The organism is Solilutibacter pythonis, from assembly GCF_003697345.1.
Classification (GTDB): Bacteria; Pseudomonadota; Gammaproteobacteria; order Xanthomonadales; family Xanthomonadaceae; genus Solilutibacter; species Solilutibacter pythonis.
The window spans coordinates 1-12797 of sequence record NZ_RFLY01000016.1; the positions used below are offsets into that span (position 1 = coordinate 1).

8 protein-coding genes and 1 CRISPR repeat array (1 of these 9 running past the window's edge) are annotated in these 12797 nt (G+C 61.5%); all 8 genes read left to right on the forward strand.

From position 1 onward, the window contains the following. Nucleotides 1–696 precede the first annotated feature (696 nt). Nucleotides 697–984, forward strand: a complete 288-nt coding sequence (gene groES / locus EBB59_RS10640; protein ID WP_122102136.1) for a co-chaperone GroES — start codon at nucleotides 697–699, stop codon at nucleotides 982–984. 39 nt (nucleotides 985–1023) lie between these two features. Continuing rightward, nucleotides 1024–2664: a chaperonin GroEL gene (gene groL, locus EBB59_RS10645; RefSeq protein ID WP_122102137.1), complete on the forward strand. Its 1641-nt coding sequence runs from the start codon at nucleotides 1024–1026 to the stop codon at nucleotides 2662–2664. Between the two features lie 230 nt (nucleotides 2665–2894). After that, a complete protein-coding gene (cas1f, locus tag EBB59_RS10650) occupies nucleotides 2895–3866 on the forward strand; it encodes a type I-F CRISPR-associated endonuclease Cas1f (RefSeq protein WP_122102138.1) in 972 nt (323 codons plus the stop codon). Further along, nucleotides 3863–7207, forward strand: a complete 3345-nt coding sequence (cas3f, locus tag EBB59_RS10655; protein ID WP_122102139.1) for a type I-F CRISPR-associated helicase Cas3f — start codon at nucleotides 3863–3865, stop codon at nucleotides 7205–7207. The genes cas1f and cas3f overlap by 4 nt, the downstream gene beginning before the upstream one ends. Before the next feature lie 587 nt (nucleotides 7208–7794). Beyond that, nucleotides 7795–9159 (forward strand): type I-F CRISPR-associated protein Csy1, encoded by a 1365-nt coding sequence (csy1, locus tag EBB59_RS10660; protein WP_122102140.1) that lies wholly within the window; start codon nucleotides 7795–7797, stop codon nucleotides 9157–9159. Then, a complete protein-coding gene (gene csy2 / locus EBB59_RS10665) occupies nucleotides 9156–10142 on the forward strand; it encodes a type I-F CRISPR-associated protein Csy2 (RefSeq protein ID WP_122102189.1) in 987 nt (328 codons plus the stop codon). The genes csy1 and csy2 overlap by 4 nt, the downstream gene beginning before the upstream one ends. Nucleotides 10143–10163: 21 nt before the next feature. Next, nucleotides 10164–11195: a type I-F CRISPR-associated protein Csy3 gene (gene csy3, locus EBB59_RS10670; protein WP_122102141.1), complete on the forward strand. Its 1032-nt coding sequence runs from the start codon at nucleotides 10164–10166 to the stop codon at nucleotides 11193–11195. A 1-nt stretch (nucleotide 11196) separates the two neighbouring features. Next, nucleotides 11197–11757 carry a type I-F CRISPR-associated endoribonuclease Cas6/Csy4 gene (gene cas6f, locus EBB59_RS10675; protein ID WP_122102142.1) on the forward strand — a complete coding sequence of 187 codons (561 nt, stop codon included), beginning with the start codon at nucleotides 11197–11199 and terminating at the stop codon, nucleotides 11755–11757. Between the two features lie 131 nt (nucleotides 11758–11888). Further along, a CRISPR array of direct repeats spans nucleotides 11889–12797; the repeat unit is 28 nt; unit sequence GTTCACGGCCGCGTAGGCCGCTTAGAAA (it continues 319 nt past the right edge of the window).

Genomic DNA, 12797 nt, shown 5'->3' on the forward strand with positions numbered 1-12797 from the left:
CCGCCGTGACCTTGCTGCCGGCTTTCGGCAGGTCGAAGGGTTTGATGACCGGAAAGCCGTCGCCATAGTGGGTGGCATCCGGTGCCGGGGGCTGGACGGATTCGCTGACCGGCGAGCAGGCGGCCATACTCATCATCAATATCGATAATCCCAGTGTGCGCATGGGTGGGCTCCATGTGGGGCGGGGCTGGGGCAGTCTATCCATATCGCGGCGCGGCCGGCGGCATGGGCGGCCGAGGTCGTCGCATAGGTGAGGGCGAGGATCGATTGCGTGTCGAGCACGGGACGTGGCGGTGGCGAGGCGGACGTTCCGTGACGGGTCATGCAAGTGCGCAACGCATGGGGCCGGTCGCAGCGCCGCGCAATTGTTCGACGAGCGTGACGGGTCGCGCGGGTGCGAAACGCACATGCCCGGCGCTTTCGATGCGATCACCTGCATATGACGGGTCGCGCGGGTGCGCAACGCATGGGTCGCCCGCTGGCCTCCGCTCAGGTTGGCCCAGGGTGACGGGTCGCACGGGCGCGCAACGCACGGGCACGGTGATGCCGGTCGCCCCTTGAAAGCCCCGGGGGCCGCCCCATCTCGAAGGCATCCTGGCTCGGCGCCCTGCGCGTCCGGCGGTTTGGCGCTCCCCGGCGCCGATTGCTAAAATGGCCGGGTTTTTTCATCCCAATCAACCACTTGAGAGATTCGTCATGAACATCAAGCCACTCTACGACCGCATCGTGGTCAAGCCGATCGAAGCCGAGGAACTGTCCGCCGGCGGTATCGTCATCCCCGACAACGCCAAGGAAAAGCCGACCAAGGGCGAAGTGGTCGCGGTCGGCGCCGGCAAGGCGCTCGACAACGGCCAGACCCGTCCGATGCAGGTCAAGGTCGGCGACAAGGTGATCTACGGCCAGTATTCCGGCAGCGCCTACAAGCACGACGGCATCGAATACAAGATCGTGCGCGAGGACGACATCCTCGCCGTGCTCGCTTGATTCCCACCCCCCGAATTCGTCATTTGAAGGATTGAACACATGGCTGTCAAAGACATCCGTTTCGGCGAAGACGCCCGTTCGCGCATGGTGCGCGGCGTCAACGTGCTGGCCAACGCCGTCAAGGCCACCCTCGGCCCGAAGGGCCGCAACGTCGTGCTCGACAAGAGCTTCGGCGCTCCGACCATCACCAAGGATGGCGTGTCCGTCGCCAAGGAAATCGAACTGGCCGACAAGTTCGAGAACATGGGCGCGCAGATGGTGAAGGAAGTCGCTTCCAAGACTTCCGACAACGCCGGTGACGGCACCACCACCGCCACCGTGCTGGCCCAGGCGATGATCCGCGAAGGCATGAAGGGCGTGGCCGCCGGCATGAACCCGATGGACCTCAAGCGCGGCATCGACAAGGCCGTCACCGAGGCCGTCGGCCAGCTCAAGTCCATGTCCAAGCCCACCGCCGACGACAAGGCCATCGCCCAGGTCGGCACCATCTCGGCCAACTCGGACGAATCGATCGGCAACATCATCGCCGATGCGATGAAGAAGGTCGGCAAGGAAGGCGTGATCACCGTCGAGGAAGGCTCGGGCCTGGACAACGAGCTGGACGTCGTCGAAGGCATGCAGTTCGACCGCGGCTACCTATCGCCGTACTTCGTCAACAACCAGCAGAGCATGAGCGCCGAGCTGGAAGACCCGTTCATCCTGCTGCACGACAAGAAGATCTCCAATGTGCGCGATCTGCTGCCGGTGCTCGAAGGCGTGGCCAAGGCCGGCAAGCCGCTGCTCATCGTGGCCGAAGAAGTCGAGGGCGAGGCGCTGGCGACACTGGTGGTCAACACCATCCGCGGCATCGTCAAGGTTTGCGCGGTGAAGGCGCCGGGCTTCGGCGATCGTCGCAAGGCGATGCTGGAGGACATGGCGATCCTGACCGGCGGCACCGTGATCTCCGAGGAAGTCGGCCTCTCGCTTGAGAAGGCCACCATTAAGGATCTCGGCCGCGCCAAGAAAGTGCAGGTCTCGAAGGAGAACACCACCATCATCGATGGCGCAGGCGACACCGCCGGTATCGAGGCGCGCATCAAGCAGATCAAGGCGCAGATCGAGGAAACCTCCTCCGATTACGACCGCGAGAAGCTGCAAGAGCGCGTGGCCAAGCTGGCCGGTGGCGTGGCCGTCATCAAGGTCGGCGCGGCGACGGAAGTCGAAATGAAGGAAAAGAAGGCGCGCGTCGAAGACGCCCTGCACGCGACCCGCGCGGCGGTGGAAGAAGGCATCGTGCCGGGTGGCGGCGTCGCCCTCATCCGTGCGCTGTCGGCAATCAAGAACCTGAAAGGCGCCAACGAAGATCAGAACCACGGCATCGAGATCGCGCTCCGCGCGATGGAGGCGCCGTTGCGCGAGATCGTCACCAACGCCGGCGAAGAACCGAGCGTGATCGTCAACAAGGTGAAGGAAGGCGAGGGCAACTTCGGCTACAACGCCGCCACCGGCGAGTTCGTGGACATGGTCGAAGCCGGCATCCTCGACCCGACCAAGGTGACTCGCACCGCGTTACAGAACGCCGCCTCGATTGCCGGTCTGATGATCACCACCGAAGCCATGGTGGCCGAAGCGCCGAAGAAGGAAGAGCCGGCGATGCCGCCGGGTGGTGGTATGGGCGGCATGGGCGGCATGGATTTCTAAGACGCCCGCTCCCTCCCATCGGGTTGGCGGCCGCTACCCGGAGGCGCATGTGACGGCTCATGCACATCGCTTTCCGCTTGCCGGCCGCGCAACCCGCTGGCGACGACCCGGCGAATCTCCCGCCAGGGCCGCAAGACGAGAACCCCCGCAGCGATGCGGGGGTTTTTGTTTGCCGTCGAACCGGTGAAATATGCTGTTGTCATGCTGGCCCGGATGCCAGGGGGGAAGCCGTGGACGATCTGTCGCCATCGGATATGAAGTCCATTCTGCTGTCCAAGCGGGTCAATCTCTACTATTTGCAGCATTGCCGGGTGCTGGTCAACGGCGGTCGGGTCGAATACGTTACCGATGCCGGCAAGCAGTCCCTTTACTGGAATATTCCCATCGCCAATACCACGGTGGTGCTATTGGGAACGGGCACCTCCGTCACCCAGGCGGCGATGCGCGAACTGGCCAAGGCCGGCGTACTGGTCGGCTTCTGTGGCGGTGGTGGAACGCCACTGTTTTCGGCCAACGAGGTCGATGTCGATGTGGCCTGGTTCTCGCCGCAAAGCGAATATCGGCCCACCGAATATTTGCAGGCGTGGGTGTCGTTCTGGTTCGATGACGCGCGGCGCCTGCGCGCGGCCAAATCAATCCAGAAGGCGCGTCTTCAGTGCAGCGGCGCGCAATGGCTGAAATCGCGCGCACTGCGCGATGCCGGGTTCGAGCCCGATGCCCGGTTGTTGGGCGCGTCGTTGGAAAAATCGGCCGCCGCGGTCGAAACGTGTGCGGACGTCAATGCGTTGCTGACCGAGGAAGCCCGGCTGACCAAGGCCCTGTTCCGCCTCGCCGCGCGCACGGCGGGTTATGGAGATTTCACCCGCGCCAAACGCGGAAGCGGCACCGACCCGGCCAATCGGTTTCTCGATCACGGCAATTATCTGGCTTATGGACTGGCTGCCAGCGCGACCTGGGTATTGGGTCTGCCGCATGGCCTGGCCGTGCTTCATGGCAAGACGCGCCGTGGCGGGTTGGTGTTCGATGTCGCCGATCTGGTCAAGGACGCGGCCATTCTGCCGCAGGCATTCGTTTCGGCGATGCGCGGCGACGAGGAGCAGACCTTCCGGCAAGCCTGCATCGAACGACTCACGCGCATGGAGGCGCTGGACTTCATGATCGATACCTTGAAGCAAATCGCGCTGGAAACGGCCTCGGCATGAATATCCTGCTGGTTTCCGAGTGCAGCGGGCGGGCGATCAATGCGACCCGGCGCATCCTCGACCAGTTTGCCGAGCGCCGGGGCGAGCGCGCCTGGCAGACGCCGATCACGCGGGAAGGTCTGAATACATTGCGTCAGTTGCTGCGCAAGAGCGCGCGCAAGAACACGGCGGTGGCCTGTCACTGGATTCGCGGCTTGAACCACACCGAGTTGCTGTGGATTGTCGGCAACGCGAGTCGCTTCAATGCGCAGGGCGCGGTGCCCACCAACACGACCCGCCGCGACGTGCTGCGCAATACCGATGAAAACGACTGGCATACCGGCGAGGACATCGGTCTGCTGGCGCAACTGGCCGCCTTGCTGCATGACCTTGGCAAGGCCAGCGTGGCGTTCCAGCATCGATTGGCGGGCCGGCTTGTCGAGCGCAATCTGTATCGGCACGAATGGGTCTCGCTGCGCTTGTTCCTGACCTTCGTCGGCGAGGATGACGATGAAGGTTGGCTGCGGCGTCTCGCCAGCCCGACGGTGGATGACGATGTCGCATGGCTGGCGGCCGGGCGCTATCTGCGCGATGGCATCGATACCACCGCGCCCCCTTTCGCCCATTTGCCGCCTTTGGCCGCCGCCGTGGCGTGGCTGGTCCTGACGCATCACCGCCTGCCGATCATGCCGATGTATGAGGAAACCGGCGAGCAGTCCTGGCTGGGGCGGCGATGCAGGGATTTCGATCAAAGCGGACGGCTGCACGATCTGCTCGCCGATGTCCGCCACGACTGGAACGAAGTCCGGCGGCAGGCAGAGACGAAAGAAACATGCGCTTACTGGTCGATGGCGGGTGAACTGCCGGTGCGCCTGCCCCGATGGCGCGCCCGCGCCGCCAAGCTCGCACAGCGCTTGCTGGCGTTGCGGGCCAAGCCCGGCAAGGGCGACTGGCTGTCCAATCCCTACGTCATGCACGTCGCCCGCATGAGTCTGATGTTGGCGGATCACCATTATTCGTCGCTGCCGACGGATTCGCATGAGCGCGTCAGCGGGGATGTCGGTTACGCCATCTATGCCAATACCGATCGGGAGGGCAGGCTCAAGCAGCCACTGGACGAGCATCTGCTGGGCGTTGCGCGCAATGCGGCGATGATTTGCCGCAGCCTGCCGGACTTCACCGCGCACTTGCCCCATTTGGTCCACAGGACGCTCCGCAAACGCACCCGCCACCCCGCTTTCCGTTGGCAGGACAAAGCCTTCGATGCTGCCGAGGCCATGCGTGAACGCGCGTGCGCGCATGGCGCTTTCATCGTCAACATGGCCTCGACCGGGCGCGGCAAGACCATCGCCAACGCGCGCATCATGTATGCGCTGGCCGATCCGCAGCGTGGCATGCGGTGCAGCTTTGCCATCGGCCTGCGCACGCTCACCTTGCAAACCGGGCGCTCTTTCCAGCGCGACCTGGGGTTGCAGGATGACGAAATCGCCATCCGTGTGGGCGGCTCCGCCAACCGCCGATTGTTCGAATATCACCAGCGGCGGGCCGAGCGTTGCGGTTCGGCTTCCACGCAGGCGCTGATGGAAGAAGACGGCGCGGTGTTCTACGAAGGCAATACTGAAGACCACCCGCTGCTGCGCATGGCGATGAACGATGAGCGCATCAAGTACCTGCTGAGCGCGCCGGTGCTGGTCTGCACCATCGATCACTTGATGCCCGCTGCCGAAGCGCAACGCGCCGGTCGGCAGATCGCGCCGATGTTGCGCCTGATGAGCGGCGATCTGGTGCTGGACGAGCCGGACGATTTCGATCTCTCCGACCTGCCCGCGTTGACCCGGCTGGTGCACTGGGCGGGATTGCTTGGTGGCAGAGTGCTGCTGTCGTCGGCCACCTTGCCGCCGGGCCTGGTTCATGGGCTGTTCGAAGCCTACCGGCGGGGGCGCATCCAGTACCAGGGCAACCGCGGCATGGGCGGTGGGCAGATGTTGCCGCCGCCACCGGTCGCCTGTCTGTGGGTGGACGAGTTCAAGACCGTGGCGGCCGATTGCCGCGAACCGGAACAGTTCGAAGCGGCGCATGCGGATTTCGTCGCTGCCCGGGTGGGGGCGCTGGGCAAGCAGCCGCCCAAACGGCGGGGCGAATTGCTGCCGTTATCCATCAATGCGAAAAGCAAGGAACGTATTCGCCGCCAGTTCGCCGAGCATGCGCGGCAAGCGATATTGAAGGCGCATGCGCTGCATGCCGCGGTGGATGCGAAAACCGGCAAGCGCCGCAGTTTCGGCGTGGTGCGGATGGCGAACGTCGAGCCGCTGTACGACGTGGCCACGGAGCTGTTCCGGCTGGGCGCGCCGGAAGGCATCCATATCCATTTGTGCGTCTATCACTCGCGGTTCCCGCTGCTCCTGCGTTCGGCCATCGAGCATGAGCTGGATACCGTGCTGGATCGGCGTGGCGTGGACGACCCGGCCTGCTCGCGGCCCAACGTCCGCAAATTGCTGGAGGCCTGTCCCGAGCGGGATCACGTCTTCGTGGTGCTCGCCTCCCCCGTTGCGGAAGTGGGCAGGGATTGGTCGCTGGACTGGGCCGTGGTGGAGCCTTCGTCGATGCGCTCGCTGATCCAGTTGGCCGGGCGCGTATGCCGGCATCGCGACCCACCGAACGAACATTCCAATGTGTTCATCTTCGACACCAACCTCAAGCATTTCGAACGGGGCAGGCCCGCCTTCGTGCGGCCGGGGTTCGAGGAGATGCGAGATCGTCCCGGCGCGCTGCGCTTGGAGAGCCATGCCTTGAGCACGCTGCTGGCGCCAGAGGAGTATGCCGTCATCGATGCCCGTTCGAGAGTCCAGGCCAGGCCGCTCGAAAGCCTGCGTCCACGGACGCGGCTGGTGGATCTGGAGCATGCGCGCCTGCACCTGGTGATGCGCGCCAGTCAAAAGGGCGTGCTCAACGCGGCCAGCATCTGGGCCACGCCGCGCGCGGCGCTTACCTGGGCGTTACCGCAGCAGCAGCCGTTCCGCGACGATGGCGGATGTCGCGAAGAGACCCTGGCATTCCTGCCGGATGATGACGAAACACGCCTGATTCCGCACCGGGTGCGGGAAGCGCCCGGTGAAAAAATCTATACCACCGCCGGAGACGCGTTGGAGGATATCGATCTGACTGCCAGCGGTGGGCCGCGAATCGCACCGTGGATGCGGTTCGACATGCTCGCGTTACTGGAGCCGCTGGCCGAAGCGCAGAACGTTTCGCTTCGCACGGCCGCCGAACGCTTCACCATCGCCAATGTGCCATTGCCCACCGATGGTCGCCTGGCGCATTGGCGATGGCACCCGGTGTTGGGTTTCACCTTGGCGGGCTGATGGGGGCATGATCGTCATGGGGCGATCGTTTTCATGCCCATCGGGGGAGGTCGGTTGTGTGGGGTGTTGGCGTGCTTGGCCTCTGCTTCAGCATTCTTGTGGCGATCGCCATGGCGAGGAGAAGCCTGGGGGCGGGTGTGCGCTTGGCGTGTCAGGTATCAGGGTGATCCGGTTGGTGAGGGGCGTACGGCTGTGTTGCCGCAAGGCTGCCTGTTCGGCAGTGGATGTCGGTGCCGTGAAGCACGCGTGCAATTTTCTCAGCTACTTGTTCAGTAGAAGTCGGCGGCCAATAGAGTACATCGTAACGTGCAAACGTTTTTCGAAATACGCATACAATGGATTTATTTTTCAGAATGATTGAATTATCGTTGAATTGGCGATATTTCCATTCTGACAGGGATGGCGTCCTGGCAACCTGGCAACTTTCCCAATCGACGTTCGCGATTTATAGGAGGGACGAGATGTTTAGTACGCATCGCACCAGAAGAGTATGGGGGCCTGTTGGCCCCCATGCGCGCACCCCGTAGCGAGTTGCTGCGGGAGTCCTATCTCATTCGACCTTCCTGGGCCGAAGAACAGGAGTCCCCATGAACGAACGAACCCAGCGTATCCGTGAAACCATTGGCGGTTTCATTGAGGAGCGATTTGTCGCCAAGTCGAAAGGTGGCAAGGACGACGACGTATTAGCCTCCAAATACGGATACGACGCCTGGCTCGCCGACGCGGCTCGACGAGTCGGCCAGATCCAGGCAGTTACTCATGTGCTGAAGGCCACGCACCCGGATGCCAAGGGCAGCAGCCTGTATGTCCGGCCCAAACAGTTGCCGGAGCGGCCCGAAGCCGGTTCCCATGCACTGGGGGAAACGTATGCCGAAGATATCGTCGGTAATGCCGCCGCACTGGATGTCTACAAACTGCTGAAACTGGAGGTGGAGGGGCGGCGTCTTTTGGATTGGCTGCAAAGCGAGGATTCGGACTTGCTTGCCGCACTGTCCGACGATCCCGCCGTGGCGGTGGCCCATGCGGCGGCGTTCCGGTCACTGGTGCGTCCTGCGGAAACATATGCCAGCCATCTCAATGCCAAGCAGTTGTATTGGTGCATTGGCGAAGATGCGACCGACGATACCCAGTATCATCTTTTGCAGCCGATGTTTCCCAGCAGCCTGATGCATGCGGTCCATGCCAATATACAGCGCAGCCGCTTTGACGATGACGTGGTCGAGATGCGCAAAGCCCGGCGCGAGAATAAGCCGCATCATGGTGTGGAACCGGAATACCAAGGGCTTGGTGTGCGAAAACTCGGGGGAACTAAGCCCCAGAACGTTTCGCAATTGAATAGTGAGCGGGGGGGGATCAATTATCTTCTGGCATCTTTGCCGCCGGAATGGAAACAGGGCCGCCCACGTGAATTCCTGCGAGTCACTACGGCCATTCCACGCTTTGAATATTTTGAGGATGTGCGTGCCCTGCTGAAGGCTTACATCAAGCATGTGAAATCCTACGACCAGCGCCGTCATGCGCAGGATGATAAGCGCCGGCGGCTGGAGCGGCGTTTGGGGACGATGCTGGGGGTCTTCGGTGTGACGACAGCCCAATCGTTCGAGCCGGGTTGGACGCGGCAGGTGGAATGCAATCTCGCGGAATGCGAAAAACTCTGGCTCGATCCCGGGCGCAGGACACTTCAGTGTCGGGAGCAAGCCAATGACCCGGAAGGGCATGAGGACGATCTTGCTTTCAACAAGGCATTCGATCACCAGGACTGGCCCGACGAAGTGGCGGCCCGCTTCGCAAAATGGTTAAGCGACCGGCTGCGCAAGGAGGACGTACCCACGGGTGATGTCGAGCTCAGGCATTTTGCGCGCGAGGCCGTCGTCGATGCGGTGGATTGGCCCAATCCCATGCGGCGCGACTTGCCGAACAAGCGGCAATGGAATACCGGGGTGGCGTCATGAATGATCAATGCCCCGGCTTCAGCCATCTGCTGATATTTCCCAGGCGTCGCGTGCAGAACGCCAATGCCATTTCAAGCCCATTGACCCATGGCTTCCCTTCCATGACCGCTTTCATCGGCCTAATGTGGGCCTTGCAGCGAAAAGCGCGACTGGCGGGAGTCGAGGATATTCGCTTCCGGGCGATTGGCGTGATTTGTCATCGCCACCAGGAACTCGTCACCGGCCGATACGACAAGGCGTTCCGGCTCACCCGCAATCCGATTGGCAAGGATGGCAAGATCGCCGCCATCGTCGAGGAAGGGCGCATTCACCTGGACATCAGTCTCGTTCTGGCGGTGGAAGCGCCCATGATCGGGCGAGATCGGGACAGCGACCAAGCATTGGCGGCACGGCTCGGTGATTCGTTGGAGACGATGCGCATCGCCGGTGGCACGCAGCTTTCCGCCGGGCCCAGGTCGCAGCCGTATTGGGCGGCGATGACGGGGGATGCCGAAGGCCGTAATGCCGTGTTCCGTTCCACCATATTGCGGTTGCTGCCGGGCTTCGCACTGGTGTCGCGTGACGATCTGTTGTCGGAAACGCTCGAAGCGCAACGCAAGCATAATCCCGATGCCACCGTGCTGGACGCGTGGTTGACGTGTTCGCGCTGGAACCACCGTTACGACAGCAGTGAGCGGAAATGGGTGCAGGATCGGTCCAAGGGCAGCGGTTGGATCGTACCGATTCCGGTTGGCTACACCGCGTTGACCGACTTGCAGCCCGCGGGCAGCGTGGTCAATGCGCGCGACGCGGACACGCCGTTCCGCTTCGTTGAAAGCTTGTATTCGCTGGGTCAATGGATTGGCCCGCATCGCATCGAATACCCCGGGCAGCTGCTCTGGTATCCCGATACTCAAGCGGATACAGGGGTATATCGGTGTCGTAACGATTTCATCAACCCGCAAATGCCGGCTGATGAACTGGACTGGCTCGAAGACGCATAATCATTGACTCTGGAGAACATCATGACCATTAAGAATCCGTCCGTTCTGGCCTTCGAACGCAAGCTCGATCCATCCGATGCCGTTTTCAACGCGGGACGCTGGGATGGGCGCGGCAACAGCGAGCGTTGGGAGCCGGTACGTATCCGGGAAAAATCCGTGCGGGGCACTATTTCCAACCGTTTGAAAGCGGGTGAACAAGACCCGCTCAAGCTCGATGCCGCCATCGACAAACCCAATCTCCAGACCGTGGATGTCGCGGCATTACCGATGTCTGCCGATACGCTGCGGGTGCGTTTCACGCTCCGGGTTTTACCGGGCATGGGCGAGCCGTCCGCCTGCAATGAATCCGAATACCGCGAAAGGCTGCTATCGGTAGTGAGCGAGTATAAGGAGCGGCATGGCCTCGCGGCCCTGGCCCAGCGCTATGCGATCAACTTGGCCAATGGCCGATTCCTGTGGCGGAACCGTATTGGCGCCGAACAGGTTGAAGTGCATGTCGATCGTTTGAGAAATGGCGCCGTGGAAAATATCGGTATATTCGATGCGCTGGCATTTTCGCTGCGCGACTTCGAAGTGCCGGCGAGTGCGCAGTCGGCCGTAAGCGACGTGAAGAATGCCATCCAGATGGGTTTGTCAGGCCAGGAACATGTCTTGTTGCAAGTCACTGCCTATTTGCGAGTGGGGGAAGGACAGGAGGTGTTTCCTTCGCAGGAGCTGATTCTTGACCGCGGACGTGGAGATAAAAGCAAGACGCTGTATGGTGTCGGTTCCGAGGAAGATGCCGTCGCCGCCATGCACTCGCAGAAGATCGGTAATGCCCTGCGGACGGTGGATACTTGGTATCAAGGGGCGGATGTCAATGGCCCCATAGCGGTTGAACCTTATGGGTCGGTTACTACCCAAGGCAAGGCCTATCGACAACCGCGTGGAAGCAAGGATGATTTCTACACCCTGTTCGATGGCTGGATGCTCAAGGACAAGGTGCCTGCCGTCGAACAACAGCATTATGTGATGGCCGTGCTGCTTCGTGGCGGCGTCTTCGGCGAGGGTTGAGATGGATGCCTATATCGAAATCACCTTGCGGCCGGACGGTGAGTTCCCTCGGTATATACTGATGGATGCATTGATCGCCAAATTCCACCGCGCGCTGGTGAAGGCGGGCACTGAGCGGATGGGTGTGAGCTTTCCACAGTGGAGTAAAGGAAAGCGCCCGACCCTGGGAGGTGTTGTCCGTCTGCATGGGAATTCCGAAGATTTAAAACTATTGATGGAAAGAGACTGGTTCCGTGGCATGCGTGACCATGTGCGAATCGATGGTCCAAATCCCGTGCCGGCGCATCGGACATATTGGCGGGTGGAGCGCCAGAAAGCCAAGAGCGCAAACAACATGCGGAAACGCGCGATGCGGCGACACGGATTGAGTAAGGAGGAAGCAGCCAAACGTATACCGGATGATGCTGGTGATTGGCTGGACTTGCCATTCACTACCCAGCGCAGTAGCAGCACCGGCCAGCACTATCGTCTGTTCATTAACCAACGGCAAGTAGACTCGATCGGCTCGGGGGGCTTCAACAGCCATGGAATGAGCACGGGGAGCGGTGTACCGAGCTTCTGACCCAAATTTCGGCAAGGCCAAGGATGGCCTTTGTAATCAATAACTTAGCCATTCCCAGCATAAAAGGGATAACTTGCTCTCAGTTAACCTTGTTCTTTGTAAATTCAATGGGTTACGCCGAATTTTGGCTAGTTCACGGCCGCGTAGGCCGCTTAGAAATGGATGAGTCCCGGCCCCTCTTATTACTTGCTGTTCACGGCCGCGTAGGCCGCTTAGAAAACTGATTGAGTCCCGCGGTACGCAGCTCACTAGTTCACGGCCGCGTAGGCCGCTTAGAAAATACAGGGTTAGTACAGACGCGAGCGACAGGAGTTCACGGCCGCGTAGGCCGCTTAGAAAGCACGAGGGATCGAGGACCGGCCGCCACCGGGGTTCACGGCCGCGTAGGCCGCTTAGAAACGGTCAGATCATTGCCCCGGCGTAGCAACTCCGTTCACGGCCGCGTAGGCCGCTTAGAAATTATCGACACCAGTAAGACCGATAAACGATACGTTCACGGCCGCGTAGGCCGCTTAGAAAGGCCACATCTCGGGGGACCGAGACGTCAAATCGTTCACGGCCGCGTAGGCCGCTTAGAAAATCGAGATCATGCGGACGGACATTAATACGATGTTCACGGCCGCGTAGGCCGCTTAGAAATCCAGGCAGGGTAGCAACTGTGGCAAAATCGAGTTCACGGCCGCGTAGGCCGCTTAGAAAAATCGGGTGCTGCAAGATTACGGGATAATCCGGTTCACGGCCGCGTAGGCCGCTTAGAAAGCTAACCACGCGGGCTGTCGAAATACTGGAAGGTTCACGGCCGCGTAGGCCGCTTAGAAAATCATCCCACCGCCATGACCCATCATCACCCAGTTCACGGCCGCGTAGGCCGCTTAGAAAACGGTCTTGTGCCCGCGTCCCGTAGGGCCATCGTTCACGGCCGCGTAGGCCGCTTAGAAAACAAGAGACTCATCAGGCTGATAAAAGCTACGGTTCACGGCCGCGTAGGCCGCTTAGAAAGGGCGAAGTGCAGCTCTGGAACCGCGCGCATAGTTCACGGC